The organism is Nostoc sp. (assembly GCF_036916975.1).
GTDB lineage: Bacteria > Cyanobacteriota > Cyanobacteriia > Cyanobacteriales > Nostocaceae > Nostoc.
Window position 1 is genome coordinate 1 of the sequence record NZ_JBALFF010000106.1, and the last position, 25,020, is coordinate 25,020.

At 42.9% G+C, this 25,020-nt stretch carries 21 protein-coding genes; 7 read left to right on the forward strand and 14 right to left on the reverse strand.

Annotation, left to right across the window (positions count from 1 at the left end; genetic code table 11):
* Positions 1-297: 297 nt before the first annotated feature.
* Positions 298-813 carry an RtcB family protein gene (locus V7K73_RS25690; protein ID WP_334884348.1) on the reverse strand — a complete coding sequence of 172 codons (516 nt, stop codon included), beginning with the start codon at positions 811-813 and terminating at the stop codon, positions 298-300.
* An 11-nt stretch (positions 814-824) separates the two neighbouring features.
* Positions 825-1,760 (reverse strand): RtcB family protein, encoded by a 936-nt coding sequence (locus tag V7K73_RS25695; protein ID WP_334884269.1) that lies wholly within the window; start codon positions 1,758-1,760, stop codon positions 825-827.
* Positions 1,761-2,149: 389 nt separating this feature from the next.
* Here V7K73_RS25695 and V7K73_RS25700 point away from each other — a divergent pair, with 389 nt between their 5' ends.
* The 3 genes from V7K73_RS25700 to V7K73_RS25710 all read left to right on the forward strand — a co-directional run bounded on the left by V7K73_RS25700 (position 2,150) and on the right by V7K73_RS25710 (position 5,043).
* Positions 2,150-2,347, forward strand: coding sequence for a heavy-metal-associated domain-containing protein (locus V7K73_RS25700; protein WP_229484947.1), 198 nt, complete (start codon positions 2,150-2,152; stop codon positions 2,345-2,347).
* A gap of 145 nt (positions 2,348-2,492) precedes the next feature.
* Positions 2,493-4,796, forward strand: a complete 2,304-nt coding sequence (locus tag V7K73_RS25705) for a heavy metal translocating P-type ATPase (protein ID WP_334884272.1) — start codon at positions 2,493-2,495, stop codon at positions 4,794-4,796.
* 19 nt (positions 4,797-4,815) lie between these two features.
* Positions 4,816-5,043: a hypothetical protein gene (locus tag V7K73_RS25710; RefSeq protein WP_334884274.1), complete on the forward strand. Its 228-nt coding sequence runs from the start codon at positions 4,816-4,818 to the stop codon at positions 5,041-5,043.
* Positions 5,044-5,244: 201 nt separating this feature from the next.
* Here the strand turns inward: V7K73_RS25710 and V7K73_RS25715 are convergent, their stop codons facing one another.
* On the reverse strand, positions 5,245-5,679 hold the full coding sequence (locus V7K73_RS25715; RefSeq protein WP_334884276.1) for a heavy metal-responsive transcriptional regulator: 435 nt from the start codon (positions 5,677-5,679) through the stop codon (positions 5,245-5,247).
* 441 nt (positions 5,680-6,120) lie between these two features.
* Between V7K73_RS25715 and V7K73_RS25720 the strand changes: the two genes are divergently transcribed.
* A complete protein-coding gene (locus tag V7K73_RS25720; protein WP_334884277.1) occupies positions 6,121-7,230 on the forward strand; it encodes an aromatic ring-hydroxylating dioxygenase subunit alpha in 1,110 nt (369 codons plus the stop codon).
* A gap of 992 nt (positions 7,231-8,222) precedes the next feature.
* On the opposite strand, the gene V7K73_RS25725 is transcribed toward V7K73_RS25720, so the two are convergent.
* A complete protein-coding gene (locus V7K73_RS25725; RefSeq protein WP_334884278.1) occupies positions 8,223-10,205 on the reverse strand; it encodes a heavy metal translocating P-type ATPase in 1,983 nt (660 codons plus the stop codon).
* 538 nt (positions 10,206-10,743) lie between these two features.
* Here V7K73_RS25725 and V7K73_RS25730 point away from each other — a divergent pair.
* Entirely contained in the window at positions 10,744-11,124 is a 381-nt protein-coding gene (locus V7K73_RS25730; RefSeq protein ID WP_334884280.1) for a hypothetical protein, read from the forward strand.
* A 205-nt stretch (positions 11,125-11,329) separates the two neighbouring features.
* Here the strand turns inward: V7K73_RS25730 and V7K73_RS25735 are convergent, their stop codons facing one another.
* The 8 genes from V7K73_RS25735 to der all read right to left on the reverse strand — a co-directional run bounded on the left by V7K73_RS25735 (position 11,330) and on the right by der (position 21,965).
* Positions 11,330-14,008 (reverse strand): DEAD/DEAH box helicase, encoded by a 2,679-nt coding sequence (locus V7K73_RS25735; protein ID WP_334884282.1) that lies wholly within the window; start codon positions 14,006-14,008, stop codon positions 11,330-11,332.
* A gap of 120 nt (positions 14,009-14,128) precedes the next feature.
* Positions 14,129-14,947, reverse strand: coding sequence for a pyrroline-5-carboxylate reductase (gene proC / locus V7K73_RS25740; protein ID WP_334884350.1), 819 nt, complete (start codon positions 14,945-14,947; stop codon positions 14,129-14,131).
* Between the two features lie 106 nt (positions 14,948-15,053).
* Positions 15,054-15,656, reverse strand: a complete 603-nt coding sequence (locus tag V7K73_RS25745; RefSeq protein ID WP_334884284.1) for a cell division protein SepF — start codon at positions 15,654-15,656, stop codon at positions 15,054-15,056.
* 383 nt (positions 15,657-16,039) lie between these two features.
* The gene (locus tag V7K73_RS25750) at positions 16,040-16,708 is read right to left on the reverse strand and encodes a YggS family pyridoxal phosphate-dependent enzyme (RefSeq protein WP_334884286.1); all 669 of its coding nucleotides are present in this window, start codon (positions 16,706-16,708) and stop codon (positions 16,040-16,042) included.
* A complete protein-coding gene (gene pipX / locus V7K73_RS25755; RefSeq protein WP_334884287.1) occupies positions 16,705-16,983 on the reverse strand; it encodes a transcriptional coactivator PipX in 279 nt (92 codons plus the stop codon). Before pipX ends, V7K73_RS25750 begins: the two co-directional genes overlap by 4 nt.
* 486 nt (positions 16,984-17,469) lie before the next feature.
* Positions 17,470-18,972 carry an anthranilate synthase component I gene (locus tag V7K73_RS25760; RefSeq protein WP_334884289.1) on the reverse strand — a complete coding sequence of 501 codons (1,503 nt, stop codon included), beginning with the start codon at positions 18,970-18,972 and terminating at the stop codon, positions 17,470-17,472.
* Between the two features lie 124 nt (positions 18,973-19,096).
* Positions 19,097-20,014 carry an energy-coupling factor transporter transmembrane component T family protein gene (locus V7K73_RS25765; protein WP_334884291.1) on the reverse strand — a complete coding sequence of 306 codons (918 nt, stop codon included), beginning with the start codon at positions 20,012-20,014 and terminating at the stop codon, positions 19,097-19,099.
* A 580-nt stretch (positions 20,015-20,594) separates the two neighbouring features.
* Positions 20,595-21,965 carry a ribosome biogenesis GTPase Der gene (der, locus tag V7K73_RS25770; protein WP_334884293.1) on the reverse strand — a complete coding sequence of 457 codons (1,371 nt, stop codon included), beginning with the start codon at positions 21,963-21,965 and terminating at the stop codon, positions 20,595-20,597.
* A 298-nt stretch (positions 21,966-22,263) separates the two neighbouring features.
* On the opposite strand from der, the gene V7K73_RS25775 reads away from it, so the two are divergent.
* Positions 22,264-22,554 (forward strand): hypothetical protein, encoded by a 291-nt coding sequence (locus tag V7K73_RS25775; RefSeq protein WP_334884295.1) that lies wholly within the window; start codon positions 22,264-22,266, stop codon positions 22,552-22,554.
* Here V7K73_RS25775 and V7K73_RS25780 read toward each other — a convergent pair.
* Positions 22,478-23,002 carry an IMS domain-containing protein gene (locus V7K73_RS25780; RefSeq protein ID WP_334884297.1) on the reverse strand — a complete coding sequence of 175 codons (525 nt, stop codon included), beginning with the start codon at positions 23,000-23,002 and terminating at the stop codon, positions 22,478-22,480. The two genes, V7K73_RS25775 and V7K73_RS25780, sit on opposite strands and share 77 nt — an antisense overlap.
* 219 nt (positions 23,003-23,221) lie before the next feature.
* Between V7K73_RS25780 and V7K73_RS25785 the strand changes: the two genes are divergently transcribed.
* Positions 23,222-23,461 (forward strand): hypothetical protein, encoded by a 240-nt coding sequence (locus tag V7K73_RS25785; protein WP_334884299.1) that lies wholly within the window; start codon positions 23,222-23,224, stop codon positions 23,459-23,461.
* Between the two features lie 339 nt (positions 23,462-23,800).
* On the opposite strand, the gene V7K73_RS25790 is transcribed toward V7K73_RS25785, so the two are convergent.
* Complete coding sequence (locus V7K73_RS25790) at positions 23,801-24,997, reverse strand: site-2 protease family protein (RefSeq protein WP_334884301.1); 1,197 nt, start codon at positions 24,995-24,997, stop codon at positions 23,801-23,803.
* Positions 24,998-25,020: the final 23 nt, after the last annotated feature.

A 25,020-nucleotide genomic window follows, 5' to 3' on the forward strand; every position in this document is an offset into this window, starting at 1 on the left:
CGTGCCGAGTCATTGAGGAGCCGTGTGAGGTGAAAGTCTCACGCACGGTTTTGAAGACCAACGGGGTTGGTGACAACCTCGTTGAGTTTACTTTTTGGTACAATATGGCAACAGGCAGGCCAAAGAGTCTGTTGGGCTAGGTGATATAAGACGGGCTATGCCTGCTGTTGCTGTTTGAATCCAGAATCCCTGACCTGAAAGTTCAGGGAGTATGTCAAAAAGTTATTATTCAGCCTGTTAATGCCTGAAAAACGTGTATGCGCCCCTGGTGTTGACCAGGGGCTTTTTATTTAGGGGCTACGCCTTAAACGTCAACACGAGACTCAACCGCGCCACAACGTCCACCATTTCTGCCTCAACCTGCACATCAATCACAGACTGAATCGGTTTGTAGGCAAAGGGTGCTTCTTCAATTCGGCGTTCTTGACGCAGGGTGATGCAGTCTACGCCGATTAATCCCAGTTCCGCCTCAGTTTGAGATGCACCTCTGCGGTTGAGGTCGAAGCGAGAATAAATTCTTCCCGCCCCATGTGAGGCAGAATTACAAAATGCTGGATTGCCTCTACCCACCATCAGATAAGAATAAGCACCCATTGAACCAGGGATAATCACTGGTTGCCCTACATGGGCTGGACTTGCGCCCTTACGTGTCACCCATCCCTGACCGAATGGCAAGGTGATGTTATGCGGCAAGTCATAAACTAGAGGTGCTCCCACATCTTTGTATACTTCTCGCAAACGCAGACGTAGCAGTTCTGCTAATAGCAGGCGATTAACAAACCCATAGTTAGCAGCAGTGGCTTCAGCTTGCAGGTAACTGGCGACTAGTTCCGGGTGAGAATAAGTAGAGAGAGGAAAATCTGAGAATCAGGGTACTTTAAACCTTTTTGCCAAGTCGCCTTAGCTTTATCTCGCCACATTCCGCCAATATACTTACCCACGTTTCGGGAACCAGAGTGAATCATAAAAGCTAGCTGTCCCTCGCGCACTCCCCAGGCGTGGGCAAGTGGGCGATTTTCGACTTTATCAACTCGCTGCACTTCTACAAAATGATTACCCCCGCCAATGGTTGCCAGTCCGCCATCGCGTACCAGTCCAGCATCGGGAACTAATTCTTCAGGCGCAAGTTGCCAGTTACCATCCATTGAACCACCTAAGAAGATGCGTTCGCCCCTGGCGTTGGCGGAGCCATCGCTCTCTTTAGCAAGTTGTGGCAAATCAGATTTGATTACACTCCCTGTAGGCTGATCTAGCATGGCATCCAGCCAACCGGGAACTCCGTATTGAAATAGCGATCGCATTGCGTCAGCAGTCATCGTCACATCACGCGTACCGAAGAAGTAATCCCCCTTCATCCGTTCTACGAATTGATCGCGCTTTGCCAAAAATTCCTCGATTGTCAAATCAGCAACATGCAAGCGCATACCACAATTGATGTCAGAACCGACAGCACCAGGGATAATTTGACCTACAGTTTCTACGACTGAACCAATGGCAACACCCGCATCACCTGGGTGAAAGTCAGGCGTAGCACAGGCACGACAAACGCATCCACCTAATGGGTGGCGCACGCTTGCCAAATTCGCTAACTGCTTTAGTGCCTTAGCTTCTACGGGGAAGCCTTCCGGTAGTAGCACTTCTGCTACAGGGGCATCAGGAGAATTAACTAAACGAACTGAATAAGTGCGATTGTTATAAGTTACATCCAAACCCTGCCGCTCTAAAGCACGCAGGAGACGTTTCAAATTTTTTGGCTGCATGAAAACTCCAAATAAAGCCTTAAAAAAGACTCTTTGTTGTGAAGAGATTAGGAGACTTGGGTTCAGCAGCCGCGTCTCAAGTGGTGCGGAGGGCTATTTTCCCAGAATTGTGGGGAAAACAACAGGTTATATAGCCTTAATAACACACACTTGCATCGGAAAACAAGTCTTTTGTAGTATCTTGTATTTTTAGCAGGTTATGTATTACTTCTGTAAAGAAATTTGAAGTTTAGCGAAAAACTTTTAAAAATCTCTAGACTCTCCAGCCGGCTAGAGAGTCTAGGATAAATTCAAGGCGACTCTCTTTCCAGTTATTTCTGACTGTTGAAAGATTTCCCCCAGTCATCCATTTTGGTTTGGCTAGCTTTTCCACTCTATCCCGTAAATCTATGACTCTCCAACTCACAGTTCCCAACATGGCTTGTTCTGCTTGTGCAAGCACCATCACCAAAGCACTTCAGGCAGTCGATGCCAATGCTAGCGTTCAGGCTGATCCAACAACCAAGCTTGTCAGTGTAGAAACTCAAGCATCAGAAACAGCAATTAAGGAAGCGTTGGCTGCTGCTGGCTATCCAGTTGCTAACTAATTCGTAATTCGTAATTGTTGGCGAAGCACTTGCGCGTAACCCGGATTTCTTGGCGGTATTGAATTAGTTGGGGTCTAAATCCACAAATAATTTAATACGAATTATTTAAGATCCTCTTACATGAATCACAGGGGTTCATCTAGTTATGGATACTCTCACACTCAAACTTCGAGGCATGAGTTGCGCCGCTTGCGCCAACAACATCGAAAAGGCAATTCGCTCTGTTCCTGGGGTAAGGGACTGCAATGTTAACTTTGGAGCAGAACAAGCTGCTATCAAGTACGATCGCTCTGTAGCTAATTTAGAGAAAATTCAAAGTGCGATCGCATCTGCGGGATACTCTTCTGACTCACTCCAGGAAGAATTGCTCACCGAAGAAGATGATGCAGAAATTGCGAGTAGGCAAGCATTACAACGCCAACTATCTCTCAAGGTAGTGGTGGGAGGTGTAATCAGCATTTTCCTATTTTTGGGGTCGTTGCCTATGATGACTGGGTTAAACTTGCCCTTAATTCCAAGCTTCTTGCAAAATCCTTGGATACAGTTAGTGCTGACAACCCCCGTCGTGTTCTGGTGTGGTGGATCTTTTTACCGCAATGGCTGGAAATCTCTGAAGCGCCATACGGCGACGATGGACACGCTAATTGCTTTGGGTACAAGTGCAGCATATCTATATTCTTTGTTTGTCACTATTTTCCCGAAATTTTTTATTGCTCAAGGCTTGATACCTCATATTTATTACGAAGTAGCCGCCATTGTCATTACCTTAATTTTGTTGGGGCGGTTGTTAGAAAATCGTGCTAGGGGACAAACTTCTGAAGCCATCCGCAAACTCATCGGATTGCAAGCCAGAGATGCCAGAGTCATTCGTGATGGTAGAGAAATTGATGTTCCCATCGCCGAAGTCAAAATTAACGATGTGATTTTGGTACGTCCCGGTGAAAAGATTCCCGTAGATGGTGAAGTGATTACAGGCGCTTCGACAGTAGATGAAGCGATGGTGACGGGTGAAAGTTTGCCAGTCAAAAAGCAGCCGGGAGATGAGGTGATTGGGGCGACGATTAACGGTGCGGGTGCATTTCAGTTTCGGGTGACACGAGTTGGAAATGATACGTTTTTGGCTCAAATCGTCAAACTGGTGCAACAAGCCCAAGGTTCTAAAGCACCTATTCAACGCTTGGCAGATCAAGTTACAGGATGGTTTGTACCAGCTGTGATTGCAATAGCGATCGCCACTTTCGTGATTTGGTTTAATTTCACGGGTAACCTCACCCTAGCAACAATGACAACGGTGGGTGTACTAATTATCGCCTGTCCTTGTGCTTTGGGTTTAGCTACCCCTACTTCTGTAATGGTGGGGACGGGCAAAGGTGCAGAAAATGGCATTTTGATTAAAGGTGCGGATAGCTTAGAACTAGCACACAAAATTCAAACCATCGTTTTAGATAAAACCGGCACTTTGACTCAGGGTAAACCCACTGTTACAGACTTTGTAACTGTCAACGGCACAGCTAATGGTAATGAAATCAAGCTTTTACAGTTAGCAGCAACGGTAGAACATAATTCTGAGCATCCTTTAGCGTCAGCAGTGGTGAAATATGCCCAGTCTCAAGAAGTGAGTTTAACAGAGGTAAAGAACTTTCAGGCTAATGCAGGTAGTGGTGTGCAAGGAGTTGTTTCAAATCAGCTTGTGCAAATTGGTACACAACGCTGGTTAACAGAACTTGGAATTAATACTATAGCTCTCCAGCAGTATAAAGATGCCTGGGAAGCGGCTGGTAAAACAGTAATTTTGATTGCTGTAGATGGCGAACTACAAGGAGTAATGGGTATTGCCGATGCCCTCAAACCTTCCTCAGCAGCAGTGGTGAAAGCCTTACAGAAGTTAGGTTTAGAAGTAGTAATGCTTACCGGAGATAATCGTAAAACTGCTGATGCGATCGCTCTTGAAGTTGGCATCCAGCGAATCTTTGCCGAAGTCCGTCCAGATCAGAAAGCGGCGATTATCCAATCTTTGCAAGGGAAGATAGAGAGATTTCCCAATTCAAAATCCAAAATCCAAAATCCAAAATCCAAAATTGTCGCAATGGTAGGCGACGGCATAAATGACGCCCCAGCCCTAGCACAAGCTGACGTGGGAATTGCGATTGGGACGGGAACAGATGTAGCGATCGCAGCTAGCGATATTACCCTAATTTCTGGCGATTTACAAGGAATTGTTACAGCTATTCAACTTAGTCGCGCTACCATCAACAATATCAGGCAAAATCTCTTCTTTGCCTTTATTTACAACGTTATTGGTATTCCCATTGCGGCTGGAATTCTGTTTCCCATCTTTGGTTGGTTACTCAATCCAATTATCGCCGGTGCTGCGATGGCTCTTTCTTCGCTGTCTGTTGTTAGCAATGCCCTCAGATTGCGTAACTTTAAACCAAAAACTATCTCATAATTTTAGGATAATTTCGGAAATGTTAAGCAAAAAAATCCTTTGGGGAAGCCTGATAGCTTTAGTGCTTCTGGCTGGAACATCAGGCGTAGTATTAGCAGAAATGCCAAATCACTTGTCAGAGCAAAACAGCCAATTTCATCATATTGAGCAACCTTTGGGCTTAAAAGTTGGTGTTGCGATCGCAGGTTTAGCCTTGATTGGACTAGAATTATGGTGGTTCCTTCTCTATAAAAGTCCTGAGTCCTAGATAAGGAACAAAAAAATTGCTTTATTTTTTAATAATAAATTCCGTCTTGCCTAGTAATTTCTCAAGTTTAAAGTGATGGCTAAACAATTTCGTAGTAAGCACTAAAAACTATTACGAATTACAAATTACGAATTACGTACAGCCCTTTGGGCATGAAAACCGCGCAGCGTGCCGGAGGCTCTATTACGAATTACGAATTATTTAATTCCCCCCTGCGGTACTAGTGTTTTGAATGATCGGACAAATTGTATCCTCATGCTGTTCGCCGATATTCTTCCAGCCGGAAAGTAATCCCTTTATTTCAGACCGTAAAGTTAACAACTGATCAATTTGGCGATCAATTTGCAAGAGCTTCTCTTCGAGCTTTTCTTGAATTTCACCACAGGGAGCTTGTCCTTGGTCATAAACCTGAAGAATATTTCCAATTTCCTCTAAGCTAAGACCAAGATTTTGTGACCTTTTAATGAAGGCTAGACGAGTCAGCACATCCAATGAAAACTGGCGGAAGCCTCCCTCTGTTCGTCTTGATGATTTGATTAACCCTAAGCTCTCGTAATAGCGAATTGTCCTAATGGGGATTTTACTTATATCTGTTACCTGACCAATTAAAAGAAGTTTTTTATCTTGAGTTAACACGGCAGATTTTCCCAACTATTGTAATTATTATTACATATCGTCATCCTATTTTAATGAAAATCATAAGATTCAGATCCCCGAATTTTCTAATAAGTCGGGGATCTCGTTATTCACGAATGATTTATGATTGCTATATTTTGCTAGTTTATTCAGTCGTTTTAGAAGCTAATAAAATATTGTCATCAGTAAGGAAAATTTTTATCTAATTAGGAATTTCACTAAGTTTTAATTATTACAATATCTAATTTAAATGGATATTGGCTTAGTTAAGCTTAATCGGCATATTTTTGATAATTTTAATATAATTTTTTCATAATTCTACCTTCTTAATTTTATCCACTTCTTGGGTAGCTGTTGCTCATGGTACTGAAAGTAACTGTTTTTATCTAGTTCTCATGTTACTTCTAGATCAACAGCTTCACCTCAAGTGAAACCATAAAAATGAATCTCAACTCGCAGACTTTTAGTTCAACCCGTAAACCTAAAAACTTCAATAATCCAGAGCATTTTATTGAGGGATGGTATTGGGTAATACCCTCTCGAAATCTGCGGGTGGGTGAAGTAAAACCTGTCACTATTTTGGGCAGAGAACTAGTGATTTACCGGGGTAAAGACAAAAGAGTAGTTACCTTGGATGCCTACTGTCCACACATGGGCGCTCACCTTGCTGAAGGCAAAGTTGAGGGTAATGCACTACGTTGTTTTTTCCACCACTGGAAGTTTGATGCTGAAGGAATGTGTATTGATATTCCATGTTTAGATACACCACTTTCCCTAAAGTTACAAACTTGGCCTACTGCTGAAAAGTATGGGATGATTTGGGTTTGGACTGGAGAAATACCACAACAACCCTTACCTTTTGTTCCAGAATTGGAACAAAAAGAGTGTGATGTCACCATCCATTCTCATTTTGTGATGAACTGTCACCCCAGCGTGGTGATGATTAATGCGATTGATGCTCAACACCTCAATACAGTTCACAAACTGCCAATAGAAATTAATTTTGAAAGAGAGGAACTGAACGAGAATGCGATTATCTTCAGTAATACTACACCTGTCAAAGACAATTTATTTTTCATTAAGCTCATCTGTCTTTTCTACAAAAATGCCATAACTTACAGTAGTTGCTATTGGACTTACAGTATTTGCTATTGGTACGGTAGCATTGGCATTGTGACACTTGGACCGGATTTCTTTCATGTCCACATGATGGTTGCAGTTCGGCTCCACGAAGGCGGAAAAACTGAAGGTCAAATTCTGTTCATGACTAAAAAACGTCAAGGAATTTTTGGTTGGTTATCTAATAGAATTGTGCTAGGGCTGACTAAGATTGCAACTAAGTACTTTCTCATGGATGACATCAAGATTCTCCAAACAATTCAGTTTAATTTGAAAACTCCCATCAAAGTAGATCACTCAATCATGCAGTTTATTAACCATGTTGAAAAACAGCAATCTCTAATGTGGGGAACTTGGCAAGAAACGCGATCGCGCGATGTGGAGAGCAAGCCCAAGCGCGAGAGATGGCAAGATACAATGAGTAATGATTAATATTATGTTTATCTGCCCAGAATTGGGTCAAGCTGCTTGGTCATTTAAACATACACGAAATCATACCATTGTCAACAAATTTTGCAACAAATGAATCGGCTCTAGGGGCGTATACTTGTACGCTCCTAACAATGTTGGTATAGCAGATATTTGGTAAAATGGTATAACAATTAATAAAGGTTAAAAGTTTAACAAAATTACTTTTAACTTTTAATTTATTTTTGACTGGGCTACCAGATAAATAAAAAGAAGTGGCAAAGCCACTTCCTAATTCCCAGGTAGAACCTAAGTTATGAGTATAACCATTGCAAAAATTTGAAATAGTATAAACAAACACCAATTAACTTAATATCTATGTTTTCCTTGTTTTCTGAGTTAGGAAATTTTGATTTACATCAGCCAAATAACTGTATATTTACATAGTTTCATAATTGCAATGCAGACTTAATTTTATCTAAACCTTATGTAAGTTGAGAACCGTAGTTTTTACCCTCTCCCTAAATCCCTCTCCCAAATCTGGGAGAGGGAGTTTGAAATTCTGGCTCCCCGAATCCCAGATTTGGGAGAAGGGGTTGGGGGATGAGGGCAAATCCTTTTCATCATGGAAGAACTATAGGTTTCAAGATAAGTAGGTAGGCAAGATAAAACCAAACTATGTAACGAAAAATAAAATCTCTGTATTTTGCTCTTAGTTGCGCTTTAGCGCTAAAGCGCAACTACGAGCCAATGATGATTATTTGCGCCCACTTACTTAGACGTGGTTTAGTTCATCGTTAAGATGTGCCAGTTTTGCCTATTCATTAAGAATAGGACTTACGCATCAAGTATGAAATATGGGGGCAATTCATGAATTGCCCCTACGATAAATCAACGCTTTCAGTGCTTTTTTGCGTAAATTCTAAAACAAAGCTACTGTTTTAATTAATACTGGCGTAACAGCCTCAACAGGTACGGGAGCATCCCAATTACAGATTCCCGATTTTCCAATAACTTTATTTCATCGCTCTAGTTGCGTTGAAAATTGCCAGCATTGCTACTCCGACATCAGCAAAGACAGCTTCCCACATTGTCGCTACGCCTAAAATACCCAATCCAATAAATACACCTTTAATGAATAAAGCAAAACCGATATTTTGCCATACAATTGTGCGGGTTTTTCTGGCGATTTGGATTGCTTCTGCTACTTTTGATGGTGCATCTGTCATAATCACAATATCGGCAGTTTCTATGGCTGCATCTGAGCCTAACCCACCCATTGCTATACCAACATCTGCTCTAGCAATCACTGGTGCATCATTAATGCCATCGCCAACAAAGGCGACTTTACCATGCTTGCCGCCGCTGCTGATTAATTTCTCAAGGGCATTAACTTTTTCTTCGGGTAATAACTCTGCTTCATAGCTATCTATGCCAAGGTGTTGAGCAATCCCGGAAGCGATCGCTTGATTATCTCCTGTCAACATTACTATTTTCTCTACACCCATTCGCTTGAGTGCTTGAATAGCCTCTTTAGCATCTTCTTTCATCTCATCCATAATGATTATATATCCAGCGTAAATATTATCTACTGCTAGATAAACAATTGTTCCCGCTACAGGGCATTTATCATGAACAATATTCTCTCTCTGGAGTAGGCGATCGCTTCCCGCAATCACTACCCTATTTTCAACTTTTGCTCTAATTCCATAACCTGCTATCTCTTCATAATCTCTCATTTCAAAATCATCGATTTTGCCCTCATAAGCATTGCGAATAGATTGAGCAATGGGATGATTTGAATGCGATTCTAATTGGGCAGCTAGTTGCAGAATCTCTTCTTTTTTGAACCCATGTGAGGGAATTATTTGTACTACTTTAAATGCCCCTTTAGTTAATGTTCCAGTTTTATCAAACACAACTGTATTAACTGCATTTAACGTATCTAAAAAAGTAGACCCTTTAACCAAAATACCGCGTTTGTCCGCACCTCCCACGCCTCCAAAGTAACCTAAGGGAATACTGATAACGAGTCCGCAGGGACAGGAGATAACTAGTAAAATTAGGGCGCGATAAACCCATTCTGAAGAAGTAGCGCCAGCAATGAATAAAGGAGGTAATAATGCAACTGCTACAGATGCAAAAACTAGTATTGGCGTGTAATATCGGGCAAATTTAGTAATAAATTTTTCTGTTTCTGCTTTTTTACTTTTGGCATTTTGCACCAAGTCCAAAATCTTCGCAATGGAAGAGTCGTCAAATAGTTTTGTTACTCTAATGCTGAGAACACCCATTTTATTGATCATTCCAGCCAAAACTGTCTCTCCCAGTCTCACCCTTCGCGGTACAGACTCTCCAGTTAATGCAGATGTATCGACTTGCGAATTTCCATCTAGAATCTCACCATCTAAGGGAATCTTTTCCCCAGGTTTTACGACGATAATATCTCCAATCTTTACTGTATTTGGGGAGACTTTCTTTAATTCTCCCTCTGTTTGAATATTGGCGTAATCTGGACGTACTTCTAATAAAGCTTTGATGGAATTACGGGAACGACTAACGGCAATATCCTGAAACAATTCTCCAATTTTATAAAATAACATAACTCCGACAGCTTCGGGTAATTTATGAATTGCGATCGCTCCTAGTGTCGCTACTGCCATTAAAAACGTTTCATCGAATATTCTCCCTTTAAGGATATTGCGCCCAGCAGTTTTTAAAACACTCCATCCACTTAATAAATAGGCAGGGATAAAAAGCAGATATTCACCTATTGAATAAAATGTATTGTGTAATTGATTTTCAAAAATTACACCAGGCGCATATAAACTTAAAATCGCTACTAAAGGTAATACCTCATTTTTAAGATTGAATTCTCCACCGTGGTCGTGATTGTGGTCATGGTTATGATTCTCATCATGATTGTGATTATGATTCTCGTGATCGTCATGTTCACAGTTGCAACAATCTGAAGATTCTGAATGTACTTTCCGCTTCATTTTTTCTGTTGAGGCTACTAAATTACTTGATATATGAGCCTTTTTTAAAATGTAATAAAAAAAAGAACTTTTTACAAGTTAATAATTTAAGAACGAGAATCTATATCAAATTTATTGCGAAATGTTTATCCTATTTTTAGTTAAAATTAAGCTTTTTAAGCTTGTAAAGATAGTTATACTGCTTCTTGGTTGTATAGAATAATGTCCGAAGTAATTTTTGTTCGTAGTGAGCGATTTATCGCTCTGCATAAGATTTAAAAAGTAAATATCTGCTGACATCAAGCCAACAATCACTATCTTGGGGATATAGAGGGGATTTAAATTTACTGAAATACACAACTTAGGTTTTCAAGCCAGATATCAAGCCTGTTTGAGTTCTGAATTCTGCTGTAGCAGCTAATTTGCGATCAAAACTGGGTAGATAGGGAACATTCTTGGGTAACAAGTGTCAGCCTAGCTATTCTTAGGGAAAATCCACTTGATGTTTGAAAGTGAATCGAATACCCTAAACTAGTAGACAATTTTCTCAAGTAAATCCATGAACAAAAAAATTCTTCTGAATTTGCTTTCCACTTCCTCAATCTTTGTGTCGATGATGTCTACGTTGGTGGCATTTCATCCTGCCCATGCTAGTACTACTATTACACAGCGATTACTGCACACAGAAGACGGTCGTACTTGTATCACTAATCCACATGGTGGAAAAGATTTTGTGTGCATTCGGGATTCAGAGAGAAAGCAACCATATACCTCTGCACGTTCCGCAACCATTGTTACATCAGTATCAGATCGGAATATTGCCATGTTGAATTTTACTGACGCGGAAAGCGATCGCGCAATTCAATTATTTGGCTGCGACTGTCCATTATGTATAAATTCTTTGCGGCAGTTGCAGGGTAGTGGAAACTTGGTGTACTAGGCTTGAAAAGTGCTGATAGCGAATGTAACTTCTGTTAGATAGGCGTGATTAATCACGTATAGAACATATACAAAACCAAAAAAGCATTTTTAACTAAATACCACTACTACTATTTGGTCAAATCTAAATATCATTCTTGGGGCGGTTTGTAGGGGTAATTCATGAATTGCCCCTACAGCGCATCTGGTTTTGCGTAACGTCTTGTTTATTCAACCACCTCATTCACAGGGAACCTATCAATCAACTGCATCGCCCGATGAGCATTACGGCAGAAAGAGTCTGGCAAATGGGGAACGTGGGGTATTTGCGATAATAAATCCAACGTCCGCCGTAGAATTCTCACCACATCGCCTTCATCCAAGGTAGTGTTTTCGCACAGTTCTATCCACTCCATTCCTAGCGCCCATTGTTCCACGATCGCAATTAACTCAAACTCCAACCATATAGGCAGTGCTACGTTATACCGCCGTTGTAGTTGGAACATTTGGCGACGAATTCCCCGCAATTTTGCTAAGGCTTCTGCTACTTCATTACTAAGCTCAAAGTTAACTTTGCTATCTGGACGGGGGGTTTCCATCACCAAACCGGCGGCGGCGGCGGCTAAATGGTGCGGATCTAAGTTGTCCAATTCACCGCTAGCGAATACTAAACCTAGCCACAATTCATTCTCGCCTCGAATGGCGGCAGCGATTCGCCCTAATACTGTAGGCACTAAGTTATCTAAAGCGCCAAAGTGTTGCAGAATTGCGATTAAATTGAGAAATTCTTCCCAATGACGTTGTGACTGTTGCTCTACTTGCCCTTGCAACTGTTCAAGTTCGGCTTCTAGTTCAACATAGCGGGCGCGGCGCTTGAAAAGTGTGGCAGCATTGCCTGATTGATGTAGGGGATGAGCTTCTAATTGCTCTTGAACAGCAGCAGTGCGACTGAGTTGTTCTGCTACTTCTGGTGCCAGATGCAAAGATTCTATGGGATCGGGAATACGCGTGGCGATCGCAAATGTTTCTTGATTACCCCGGCGCGACTGTCCTGGCTTCAAAGGCATCTCTGGCGGTGGTAGTAAATCAGGTGACACCTCAATTCGCGGCAGTTCGGCATACAAATCGACTACATCCCCTGTGGTTGCCACATACCAGCGATTATCATGTCCCAAGCATACCAAGTAAGGAGCTTGACCAGAACCGGGCGATTTTCCCACTAACACTGCGGTTACGGGTGTAGACACTGTGATATTTTTCCCTTTGAGACTCAGCAGAGTTCCTGATACTGCAAAGCCCAACATCATCCCCAATTCTTCTTGTCTGTCTTCCTGCGCTTGCTCTTGCAAGGTTTTCAATATCTGGCGTTCCACTTTCAGCCGTTGCCGCAATTTCTCATAAATAGCCAGTTCATTTTCATCAACTGCGGCGATTTGCTCATGAAGTTGAGCTAATTGTTTTTGCAGTTCGGCAACCTCATCGTATTCTGGTCTTAAATGCAAGGTGGCCATGTACTGCCCAAAACTGCGTTCTATCAGTTCCCTGGTTTGCTCTAGGGTGTGTGTTTGCAGCAAGTTGAGTACCATGCCATAACTGGGCGTAAACTGGCTTACAAGGGGGTCTGGCTTGGATGTTCCTAAATACGCCGCTTCTTTAGCTCCTTCAAAGGGAGTTTGAACTGTCACTACATGACCTTGTTTATCCATCCCCCGGCGGCCTGCTCGTCCTGCCATTTGCAAGAATTCGGAAGCGTTCAACAAGCGGTGTCCAGTATCGGTACGCTTGGAAAGGGTAGAAATTACCGTTGTCCGGGCGGGCATATTAATTCCCGCAGCTAATGTTTCAGTAGCGAATACTACTTTAATCAGCCCTTGCTGAAATAGTTCTTCTACGAGTGCTTTCCAAGCAGGTAAAATTCCGGCGTGGTGGGCAGCAATTCCCCGGTATAGGGGGGCAATTTGTCCAGAACGCCCTGCTTCGGGATTGCGGGCTAAAAAGTCATCAATTTGTTGGCGCAAAATCTGGGATTCTTCATTATTTACCAGCCATAAATCCCCTACTTCTGCCACGGCTTTATCACATCCCCGGCGGCTGAAGATAAAGTAAATCGCTGGTAGCATATCCCGTTGCTCTAATTGGCTCAAGGTAAAAACTATTCCAGGAGCCTCTGGTCTACCACTTCTCCCCCTCTCCCTTTCTCCCCCTCTCGCCTTCTTTTTCTGAATCAGGCGGGGGTTAATTTTGGTTTGGCTATCATTCAGCAGGGGAAATAACCCTTTGGGATTGCAAAAGTGAAATTCCAAGGGAACTGGGCGAAAATCGGAGTAAATCAGGTCTGTTGGCCCGTGAACGCGATTTAGCCAATCGGTGAGTTGATCGCTGTTGGCAACCGTTGCTGAGAGGGCTGCCAGTTGCACTTCCCGGGGACAATAGATGATTGATTCTTCCCAAACAGTACCACGCTGGCGATCGTTCATGTAGTGGCACTCATCAAGTATCACCGCATCAACGTCTACTAATGAGATGCCGATTTGCCCAATGGGTGTGCCATAGAGCATATTTCGGAAAATTTCTGTAGTCATCACCAAAATCGGTGCATCTCTGTTAATGGAAGCATCTCCAGTTAATAGTCCGACTTGATCAAAGCCGAATCTTTCTCGAAAGTCACGCAATTTTTGATTCGACAGCGCTTTTAAAGGAGTTGTATAAAATACACGTTTTCCTCGCGCCAGGGCGCGATAAATGGCGTATTCCCCAACTAATGTTTTGCCCGAACCTGTGGGGGCGCATACGACTACGGAGCGTCCGGCGTTTAGGGACGCGATCGCTTCTTTTTGAAACTGATCCAGATCAAAGGGAAATATAGACCCTAAGTCAAGTTCTGGAGACGGTGCAGGATAATTCACTCAATCACATTTGCAACCAGATTGTTTACTATATTAACGAGTCTTTTGTCAACTTCGTTATTAGTTATTAGTCATTAGTTTTTCACAAATGACCAATGACTAATGACTAATGACTCTTTATTATTTTCCCAGTTCTTGCGATCGCTCTGTGGCAGCTTTGACTGCTTCTATTAAAGCTGAACGAAATCCTGCCTGTTCTAGCTTGGCAATTCCCGCAATGGTTGTACCACCGGGACTGGTAACGCGATCTTTGAGTTCTGCTGGGTGCATTTTGGTTTCATCTAACAGTTTCGCTGTTCCTAGTACGGTTTGCAAGGCTAGTTGATTGGCAATTGCTCTAGGTAAACCTGCGGATACTCCGCCATCAGCAAGTGCTTCTACCAACACCGCCACGTAAGCAGGCCCGCTACCAGATAGCCCTGTGACTGCATCCATCAGCCCTTCTGAGACTTCCACTACTTCCCCCACAGCAGAAAAAACTTGCTGTGCTATTTGGTGGTGCTTGGCATTGGTGTATGCACCTGAACAAATGGCTGTAATTCCTGCTCCCACTGTTGCTGGGGTGTTGGGCATTGCTCTAATAACTGGCAATTGCACAAATGCAGCTTCTAGCTGACTCAAAGCCACACCCGCTAATATAGAAATTATTAGGGGTGAGTGTTCTTTATTAAGAATATCAATATCTGTTAATTCTTGAGCGATCGCGCTGAACACCTGTGGTTTTACTGCCAATAAGACAACTTCTTTGACTTGGGCGAAAACTTGGCTATTATCTGTCGTCACAGCAACATCGTATTGCTGTTTTAAAAAATCTAGGCGTGAAGATAGCGGTTCGCTAACTATGATTTCTGATGATTGATAAATTCCACGCGCAATAAGGCGGGATAAGAGCGCTTCTCCCATTACCCCACCACCAATTAAGCCAAATTTTATAGTCATTGATAGTTTGTCATCTGTCATTAGTCGGTTGTCCTTTGTCATTTGTCACTATTCTCAAAACCCAGGACTAATCACAAAAGACAAAGGACTAACAACTAATTTAACTTTATTGTGCCATCCGGTTAGTTTCGTTGCCCCAGGTTTGATTTGAAGAACCTGTAGGACGAGAGGAACGGGTTGGAGGTTGTGGGACTTCATGAAGAACGCCACCTTGGGTGCTAACTTGGACACAGCTTGGTGTAAACAAGAAGATGCTCTCACCGATGCGCTCTTGATGTCCATCTAGTGCGTAAGTACCACCTGCAACAAAATCTACTGCTCGTTGAGCTTGATCTGGGTCCATGATTGTCAGATTTAATACCACTGACTTGCGTTCTCGCAACGCTTGAATTGCCTGCGGCATTTCTTCAAAGGTGCGTGGTTCGAGGACTAAAACTTCCGAAATTCCGTTAATTGCTCCTGGCATACCAATCACATTCCCCATTGGCTTTGAACCTTCTGCTATATCATCTCCCATTGTAGGCACTGGTTCGCGCCAGCGACGATTTTGAGCGGCTGGGCTTTCCTGTGGTGCCGGTGGTTGGGGATTTTCTTGTTGATACAGATTTTGGTAATTATTATCTCTATCTGGTTCTTCTTCGTAATACTCATATTCCACTTGCTCATTTAGACCCACAAAGTCTCTGAGTTTGGAAAATATATTGTTCATGGTCTGTGTACTCTCCTGGTGCGAATAGCCTGTATTGACTTGGCTTAGGATTGATTGAGTAGGAGCAATGCCGAAGGCGGGAAACTACGCTACATCGGTGGATACTACAGCAAGTATATTGCTATTTGTAACCCATACTACTGGTTTTGGCGATGAACTGACACTTCTTGCAAAGCTCTGTGCATCGCCTAAACATAATAATGAGTCAAGATTGTATCCTAAGGTTTGTCCGAAGGAAAGCTCTTTTTACCCCATTTTCCCTTAGCGATTGCTTTTGTCAATACTATATCCTTTGTTTCTAATTGCACCAGTCTGCTACAAAATTCTTGTCATCAAATCCTGATCTCTATTAATACTCAACTCCCTTGGCTGATAATCAAAGGCTAAGAGCGATCGCCAAACAATATTGTTCCTAATCGTACCATCGTTGCCCCTGCTTGCACTGCCAGTTCGTAGTCGCCTGACATACCCATAGACAAGTGCTGCATTTTAATGTGTGACCAGTTTTGCTCTCTTATTTTCTTTGCTAGCTCACGATTGAGATTAAATACATTCAAAATTTCCGGATCATTTAATCCTGAAGGCGGAATTGTCATCAAACCTTGAATTTGTAAACTTTTGTATTGATCGAGTGTGGGTAAATCAGCCAAAAGTTCTGGCCCACTCCAACCAGACTTGTTGGGATCGGGGAGAATTTTCACTTGCAGGCAAACCTGGGGACTCACTCCTAGCTGTTGTGCCAATTGATCTAAGCGCTGTGCCAGCTTCAAATTATCGACGGAGTGAATCCAAGGGAATTGTTCAATGGCTTTTTTGGCTTTATTGCTTTGCAAATGTCCAATAAAGTGCCAGGTAATATCCGGTAAGTCTTGCAACTCGGCTTGTTTGCTGGCGGCTTCTTGGATACGACTCTCCGCAAAATCACGAATTCCTGCGGTATAGGCAGACCGAATGGCCTGGACAGAAACTTGCTTGCTAACAGCAATCAATTTGACTGAAGTTGGCAGAGAGGAACGAATGGAAACAATACGTTCGGAAATCGAACTATTCATTGGAAGGTGCGTTGGAAAACACTCTGAAGCTGATCGTACTCCTGAGATTGTCCACTGCGCCGCAGAGTCCGTAAGCGATTTTCCAACATCATTCTCGCCTCAGTCCGTCCTAGAGACTGGAATTTAACACCTTTAACGTCATTTGCGACCAAAAAAAACAAGCGCTGGGCATAAAGTGTGGTGAACAAATCCTGGTTGTCATCAACCATACAGATTTTATAGAGTAAACCCCAAGTTGGATGGTTTATGTAAGTTTCTGCGTATTCTGGATTCATTTAAAAGTCAAGGTGTAGTCAAGGTGGGAGTATATATCTTTTCGCAGTGAATTCAAAACATTCAGACGATAATACCAACATTCGTCAGAATATTTGCTTAAAATGCAAAACTGCGGTTGCGAAGACCTTGATCTAGTTTCTAGTGGGCAGATGAAGTTAGTGGTAGTGAAGCGCAATGGTACAACATGAAACGCGAAGCGTAGAGGCTTGTCAATAGATTTCGCCGTATGCTTTGGTGACTCAAATACACCAACCGGGCGGCACAAGGCATAAATACAGTCCTAACCCTCTTATTAAAAGTTTAGCGTAGCAAGGGAAAACACCCTTTGAAATTCCCAACGGCAACAGCTAACTTTTCAACTTCTTTCCATACTGCCACAAGTATGGCTGAATGGCACAAAATTTGGAAGTGGGGGATGGGGGGATGAGGGAGAAGAATTAAACCAATTCGCAATTCGCAATTCGCAATTCGCAATTCGCAATTCTCTATTGATAATCTAGCATTTTCAGGGCTGCCAGTTGTGCCTGGGCTTTGTGCAGAGATTCATACCATTCTTTCTCAGGATCGCTGTCTGCGACAATTCCCGCGCCAACTTGTCCCCAGACAATGTTGAGTGTTGAGTGCTGGGGGATGAGTTTTGAGTCAGGAAATGAAGAAGAATTTACTCCCCCTGCCCCCCCTGCCTCTTGAGACACGGGGGCTAGTAGCAGGGTGCGGATTAGGATATTTAAATCTAAATGACCACGCCAATCTAGATAGCCACAGGAACCGTAGAACAAGCTGCGCCGCACGGGTTCTAGTTCTTCGATAATTTCCATGCAACGGACTTTGGGACAACCTGTGATTGTGCCACCTGGAAACGTGGCGCGAATCAAATCAATGGCAGTGTATTCGCCTTTTAAAGTACCTTTGATGTTGCTGACAAGATGCATGACATGGCTATATCGCTCAATTGTCAGCAATTCGTCAACTGTAACCGTTCCCCATTCACAAACTCGCCCTAAATCATTGCGTTCCAAATCCACCAACATGATGTGTTCTGCACGTTCTTTGGTGTTGCTAAGTAAATCTTGTGCCAGTTGCATATCTTGTTCTGGAGTCACACCACGCGATCGCGTCCCAGCGATCGGTCTGGTTTCTGCTTGCCGATTTTGCAACATTACCAACCGTTCCGGCGAACAACTAATCACTTCCCCCCAAGGCGTTTGCCAATAGCTAGCAAAAGGAGAAGGATTGATTTTTTGTAAGGCTTGATAAATTTCCCAACCAGAAGCCGATGTAGACGCTTGAAATCGCAATGAAAGATTTGCCTGAAAGATGTCTCCAGCTTGAATATATTTTTTCGCCTGGTTTACAGCTGTTTCATAATCTGCTTGCGATGTCAAAAACTGAGGAGATGAGGGAGATGAGGGAGATGAGGGGGAAAATTCTACTTTGTCCCCTAACTCCCCTTTTTTGTTCTCTAATTTGTGCTGGAACTCATCGAGCTTACTTGCATCACTAGCGGCTAGCCAAAGAATTTGTTGCGCGTGATCCAAAACAGCAAAACAATCTTGTTCATACCAAAAAGCTATAGGAAATGGTAGGGGATCAATTTTATGAGCTGGTAACTGTTCAATTTCCCATGCTACATCGTAACCTAGCCAACCCAACCAACCGCCCGTGAAGGGGAGATGGGAAGCAGGGGAAGAAAATACTACCTCATTTTTCTCATCTCTCTCTACCCCTTGCTGTAACAGCTTTTCGAGGAAGGGAAAAACTTCTCCTACTTTTGGTGTCCACATCTGGGGGATGCCATCGACTAGGCGAGGAGCGCCTGCACAGATAGAATATTGGCTGAGTTGGGGATGATCGATTGGCGTTGGGTAGGGACTTTCTAGTAGGGTAGCAATTCCCGGTGCGGCGGTGGGGTGAAACAGAGTAGCAAAAACTTCCGAACCTGTGCGCTTTTCTAAGGGTAGCGATCGCCAATACCAAGCCTTGATCATACTGTTTAAAAGCGTTGTCAATAATTAGTTAACAGTTTTTAGCAGTGAGTAGAAATAACTATGACTACTGACCACTGACAAAATGCAATTACCTATTACCTATTACCACTTTCTCGGTGCAAAATCAGACCTCAGTTCCTATAGCTAGCCGTATTCCCCAGAATAAGATTAAAGTCGCAATAGCAAGCCAGTCACGCCCCTTAAATCGTAAATCGTGCCACTGCACTCGATGCTCGTTGGGACTGGTAAAACCCCGCACCATCATTGCATTCGCCATTTGATCGGCTCGTAAGAGCAGATTTTCTAACAGTCTCTCTGCGACTGTCATCCAAACTTTGAATCCTCCTTTCAATCCTAGCTTTTTCCAATTAATTGCCCTTGTCATCACTGAGCGAAATAAGTTTTGCACTTCTTCTAAAACCAGGGGAATAAAACGCAACGATAAGGTTAAAGTTAAAGCAATTTCGGTGACAGGCCACTTGAAGCGTCGCAGGGGTTGCATTAGGCTTTCTATGCCAGATGTGATTTCTTCTGGTGCGGTTGTCAGCAGATACAGGTTGGTGCTGTAAATTACGGTAAATATAATTGTACTCAGACGTACAGCCAAATCCAAGGAATAGCGAGTTACTTTGACTGGCCCTTTGTGAAATAGCACATAGCTGTATTTGTGATTACTTGCTGGCTCTTGAACAATATTATTGGAGTTTGCTTGCTGGGTTAATATTTGTTCATTAGCTGGGAGGCGGGACTGATAATTTACACCCATTCCATCAGGACTGATGGCTCCGATCGCTAAGACAAAAAACGATAGTATTAATAGCCAACCCATTTGCTGCTGCCATACTCGCCGGGGAATTCTGGCAATTAAGGTCGCAAGAATTAATAGTACCACCAGCAGCACCCGCCAAAAGTTGTTAGCTAAAATATAGCTTGTTAAAAAGCTCATCAACCAGGCGAACTTGACTCGCGGATCGATTTTATGCAACCAAGTTTGGGGTTGTTCTAAATAAAGTCCAAGTGGCAGCGATCGCAATAAATCCATTTTAAAATTAGGAGTGAGGAGTTAAAAGTTAGGAGTTAGGAGTTAGGAGTTAGGAGTTAGGAGTTAGGAGTTTGGAGTTTGGAGTTTGGAGTTTGGAGTTTGGAGTTTGGAGTTTGGAGTTTGGAGTTAGGAGTTTGGAGTTAGGAGTTTGGAGTTAGGAGTTTGGAGTTTGGAGTTTGGAGTTAGGAGTTTGGAGTTAGGAGTTTGGAGTTAGGAGTTAGGAGTTTGGAGTTAGGAGTTTGGAGTTTGGAGTTTGGAGTTTGGAGTTAGGAGTTTGGAGTTTGGAGTTTGGAGTTATGAGTGAGGAGTTATGAGTGAGGAGTTAGGAGTTATACGGATTACCTGGTAGGTTGCATAGAACAAGGGGTTTAAGCTTCTTGTCTCACCCAGTCTGATTTTATATAGTTTGACTTTAACTCATAACTCCTAACTTTTAACTTTTCACTCCTCACTCCTCACTCATAACTCCTAACTTTTAACTTTTAACTTTTAACTCCTAACTCCTAACTTTTAACTCCTAACTTTTAACTCCTAACTCCTAACTCCTAACTCCTAACTCCTAACTTTTAACTTTTAACTCCTAACTTATTTTGACGCGAGTTGCTCTATTAACATTACCACTTTCGGCATCACGGACTTTTTTGCTGCGCCATAATAAAATAATTGGCGTGCCTTTAAATCCTAGCTGTTGCCGGAATTGGCGTTCAATGTAGCGGCGGTAGTTGTCGTTGAAGCGCTTGGAATCGTTGACAAATAGTGCGATCGTTGGTGGTTGGCTACTTACTTGTGTACCATAATAAATCTTGCCCTGACGCCCACCACGAGATGCTGGCGGTGAATGCCAACTCACAGCATCTGTTAAGACTTCGTTAATAACTGATGTGCTGACACGGCGTTTGTGTGATTCGGCCGCCGTTTTCACCAATTCGAGAATCTTTTCTACCCGTTGTCCTGACAAGGCACTTACAAAAATTGTTTCTGCCCATTCGGTAAAATGTAACCGTGATTGCAGAGTTTTTTCGTAGTCGTAGATTGTGTAAGAGTCTTTTTCGACAGCATCCCACTTATTAACGACGATGATGCAAGCTCGACCTTCTTCGATAATCCGTCCAGCTAATTTTTGATCTTGCTCAGTGACTCCATCTACGGCATCTATTACTAATAAAACCACATCAGCGCGGCGAATGGCTTTGAAAGCACGATTAATACTAAAGAATTCTGTGCCGTATTCTATGTGTTTCTTTTTGCGAATACCGGCGGTGTCAATCAAACGGTAGGTTTGTCCCTCTCGTTCAATGACGGTATCAATAGCATCGCGGGTGGTACCAGAAATTGGGCTGACAATTGCCCTCTCTTCCCCAACAAAAGAATTGAGTAAGCTCGATTTGCCCACATTCGGGCGTCCCACAATTGCTACCTTGATTTCATTAGTATCTGGGATGTCTTCAATAGCAGGTATGTGATTAACTAACTCGTCGAGTAACTCTCCTGTGCCACTTCCATGAATCGCGGAGATGGGGTAAGGTTCGCCCAATCCTAATTCCCAAAATTCGGCAGCTTGGATTAAGCCTTGTTCTGGGGATTCACATTTATTTACAGCTAGTAGCACAGGTACGGGTTGTTGGCGCATCCATTCGGCAATTTCTAAATCTGCCGATGTGGGGCCTGTTTGACCATCTACAACAAAAATAGCGCCACATGCTTCTGCAAGGGCTGTCATTGCCTGTTGGCGAATTAGTGGTAAAAATTCGGTATCATCATTAAAAACTAAACCACCAGTGTCTACGACTAAAAATTCACGACCATTCCAGAAAGCTGGTAGATAAGTGCGATCGCGTGTCACTCCCGGTTCATCATGGACAATCGCCGTTTGTTCCCCGGCGAGTCGATTAACCAGGGTGGATTTGCCCACATTTGGGCGTCCGATAATTGCAACAATTGGCAGTGCCATAAAACCAGGGTAAGTGAGAGACGTAGTATATCACGTACTTACATTTTACTCGCTTTCAACTGGAAGTTTTAATAATTTCACAATCATCGGAGGCGATGTCTACGATGCCCCGTTCCGTGACGCCTAGTTTTGAAACATAGCCATAAGGGTTTTAGGCGCACAGTGCTGGAGATGATTGTTATTTTCTTAAAAATGGAGCAAGACAGTAACTATTTTCAGGAAATTCACTAGTGGCATTAAAACATATATATCAGTTAGCCTTCATTAGTTGTCTCCTGAAGAAATCAATCGGTTGACTATGTTTCAAAAACGTCCGCTAACGTCAGCTTCGGAAAAGGAGATTAAGCAAGCTGCTGTTAACTATACCCTTGCTCACTCTTCCCAATTTAATATACTAAGTGGCACACCTGAAACAATCTTTGCCCGTCCAATCAAAGCTGCTGAAATTCCTTCTACTGGTATGGGTGAGATTAACTTTATGGGTGAAGAACCGCCATTGATGTTAGTAGTAGTTAGGGGTCAGGTTCGGCATCCGGGCCTTGAAGCACCTTGTCTGAAGCCAACATCCATTGACCGTTTTGTAACGTAAAGGTGAAGCGGTGTGGAAGATTGTATTCGTACTTCTTGTTCTCTTTGATCATCTCAGGATCTCGGAGTCCGTATTCAGTGCGCTCAGTGGCGTCTACGGTCGCGGTATTTCCGTTGACCTGGACATTCTGCACTTGCAACTTTGTGTTTACGCCCGTGTAGCCCTCGCCGCGATTGACTAAAAACGCGCGAACGTCTTTATTCTTTGTGAGTTTATTTTGAACTGCTGCTTCATACTGTGGGGCTAACGGCGTCTTTTTAAGAGCAGCATCGACATCTCCGGTCACCTTAACCTCAGTCTCGGAAGTAACGGCAGCCTCAGCGATCGCGGTCAATTCCTTTGATGTTACAGCGTCCACGGCTGTCTGAGACTGCACCTTTTCTGCGGTTGCCCCTCCGTTTAGCAAAACCAGGCTGATCGCAAGAAGATTTCGTTTAAGTTTAGACATTCTGCACTGATCCTCTAATGTTCTCGATTTGACACCCCACGGTCATACTAACCCAACTCACATCTTGCACCTACCTAACCGAACAAACCCCTAAAAGGCAAATAAAAAGTACAAAATATAACAGAAGATGAAGATGAAACTTTAAGTAGGGAAAGGTTAAAAAGCGACTTGATAGCCGTAATATTACATAAATAGTTTTACAGAATACAAGATGTAGCAATGACTATTTGCCTCATGCCGTGGTGCGTTGGCGTCCCGCCCGATGGAAGCGAAGGCGTACCCTGTCCGCCTTCGGCAAACGCTAACTTTAAGGATGTTTTGTTTACAACTCAACTTACATCTGGAGGCGATTTTGGAGGTACATTCTATGCAATCCTGTTGTATCTTTTGACGACAATCTATCTGATGGATATCAAGGCGCTAGTTACTCTATTCCCGCAAATAAAAACTACTACTTAGCCCCTTTTAATAATGGTGCAAGAATTGGATTCTACCCTGAATAACAGTGGTCAGGTCATACTGAATGTAATCTCGCATTTTTCAATACATTACATATCACTTAGATCCCCAACTTCTTAGAGAAGTCGGGGAGCTAGGGAAAACGATCGCACTTCCAAAACTTTCCCTGCTGATGCTTTGGGACATTTTCTTAAGTCAAACTCAAGTTTAAAAAATAAAAAAGGTAGGAACGATTTCCTACCTTTTACCCAAAAAAAGCATTTTGTAACCAAATACCAAATTAACTATCACATACGGTTTTGACAAATCTATTGCAAAACTATGACAAGGATATGACGTTTAATTTGTAATTGACTTTGCTAGTGCTGCTAGTTGCAACCCAGGCGAATAACTTCCTTCTTCCTTGATCCGTTTAATTTCAGCATCTGCTACCCGCAAATTTAACTTTTGTCCCAACGCCCTGACAATATCTCCCCGGTCAATTACACCAGCGACAGCACCAGCCGGAGAAAGTACGGTAATTCGGGGTAACTGCTCATTTTCCAGCTTGTTAATTACCTCAGCTATCGTTGTTGTTTCAGCAACAGTGGGTATTTCTGTCAGGGGATGCACAATGCTATGTAAGGTTTGGGTTTCCCATTCACTCCTTTGGGTTAAACGAAAATCGTCAATGGAAACTAGACCCCGGTAACGTCCATCAGATGCAGCAAAATAAATCTGTGAGGGAGTGGTTTCTAATAGGTATAAATCGGCAAACGATCGCAATGTCTGATCGGCATCAATTACCCGAAAGTCACGAGTCATCGCATCAGCCGCCACGACTTTGAGTAGGCTTTCTTGCAATGTAGTCACGTTGTCATAACTGCTGGCGTTGCGGACAGCAAACCAACCTAATAGCGCAATCCACAAACCAAGTACTAATTCTCTAGTTATAAAATCTACAACAAAGCCTAAAGCGATCGCACCATAACCCAATATTTGCCCAGCCCTTGCAGCCCAGTGTACGGCTTGAAAACGATTACCTGTTATTTGCCATAGTGCTGCTTTTAACACTTGCCCTCCATCTAGAGGTAAGCCTGGAATCAGGTTAAATAAAGCCACTACCAAGTTAATTCTCGCTAAATCTCCAACCATGACACTGAGGGGACTAGTATCGGGTATCACAATAGCTCCCAGTCGGAGCAGGAAAAATAGTATGATACTCACACTAGGGCCAGCGATGGCTACTTGAAAAGCTTTGAGAGGAGTTTTAGATTCTTCTTCAATAGCAGCAATCCCGCCAAACAGAAATAGGGTGATTGAATTAACTTTAATACCTTGCGATCGGGCTACCAAGCTGTGACCCAACTCATGTAGCAACACTGAACCAAATAGCAACAGTGCCATAACTATTCCAGCACTCCAAGCTATAATAGTCCCCCATTCCTGATAAGCTACCCCAAAGTTAAGAGTTGCCAACCCTAAAATTACAAACCATAACGGGTCTAAAAACAGGGGAATTCCAAATAAAGACCCAATTTTCCAATTTGTTTGCATTACATTGTCCTAAAACTAGATAT

Bases quoted from the DNA above. Each gene is read 5' to 3' on its own strand.
- V7K73_RS25695 (WP_334884269.1), bottom strand. From the start codon at position 1,760: ATGCAGCCAAAAAATTTGAAACGTCTCCTGCGTGCTTTAGAGCGGCAG.
- V7K73_RS25700 (WP_229484947.1), top strand. From the start codon at position 2,150: ATGACTCTCCAACTCACAGTTCCCAACATGGCTTGTTCTGCTTGTGCA.
- V7K73_RS25705 (WP_334884272.1), top strand. From the start codon at position 2,493: ATGGATACTCTCACACTCAAACTTCGAGGCATGAGTTGCGCCGCTTGC.
- V7K73_RS25710 (WP_334884274.1), top strand. From the start codon at position 4,816: ATGTTAAGCAAAAAAATCCTTTGGGGAAGCCTGATAGCTTTAGTGCTT.
- V7K73_RS25720 (WP_334884277.1), top strand. From the start codon at position 6,121: ATGAATCTCAACTCGCAGACTTTTAGTTCAACCCGTAAACCTAAAAAC.
- V7K73_RS25725 (WP_334884278.1), bottom strand. From the start codon at position 10,205: ATGAAGCGGAAAGTACATTCAGAATCTTCAGATTGTTGCAACTGTGAA.
- V7K73_RS25730 (WP_334884280.1), top strand. From the start codon at position 10,744: ATGAACAAAAAAATTCTTCTGAATTTGCTTTCCACTTCCTCAATCTTT.
- proC (WP_334884350.1), bottom strand. From the start codon at position 14,947: ATGACTATAAAATTTGGCTTAATTGGTGGTGGGGTAATGGGAGAAGCG.
- V7K73_RS25745 (WP_334884284.1), bottom strand. From the start codon at position 15,656: ATGAACAATATATTTTCCAAACTCAGAGACTTTGTGGGTCTAAATGAG.
- V7K73_RS25750 (WP_334884286.1), bottom strand. From the start codon at position 16,708: ATGAATAGTTCGATTTCCGAACGTATTGTTTCCATTCGTTCCTCTCTG.
- pipX (WP_334884287.1), bottom strand. From the start codon at position 16,983: ATGAATCCAGAATACGCAGAAACTTACATAAACCATCCAACTTGGGGT.
- V7K73_RS25760 (WP_334884289.1), bottom strand. From the start codon at position 18,972: ATGATCAAGGCTTGGTATTGGCGATCGCTACCCTTAGAAAAGCGCACA.
- V7K73_RS25765 (WP_334884291.1), bottom strand. From the start codon at position 20,014: ATGGATTTATTGCGATCGCTGCCACTTGGACTTTATTTAGAACAACCC.
- der (WP_334884293.1), bottom strand. From the start codon at position 21,965: ATGGCACTGCCAATTGTTGCAATTATCGGACGCCCAAATGTGGGCAAA.
- V7K73_RS25775 (WP_334884295.1), top strand. From the start codon at position 22,264: ATGTTTCAAAAACGTCCGCTAACGTCAGCTTCGGAAAAGGAGATTAAG.
- V7K73_RS25780 (WP_334884297.1), bottom strand. From the start codon at position 23,002: ATGTCTAAACTTAAACGAAATCTTCTTGCGATCAGCCTGGTTTTGCTA.
- V7K73_RS25785 (WP_334884299.1), top strand. From the start codon at position 23,222: ATGACTATTTGCCTCATGCCGTGGTGCGTTGGCGTCCCGCCCGATGGA.
- V7K73_RS25790 (WP_334884301.1), bottom strand. From the start codon at position 24,997: ATGCAAACAAATTGGAAAATTGGGTCTTTATTTGGAATTCCCCTGTTT.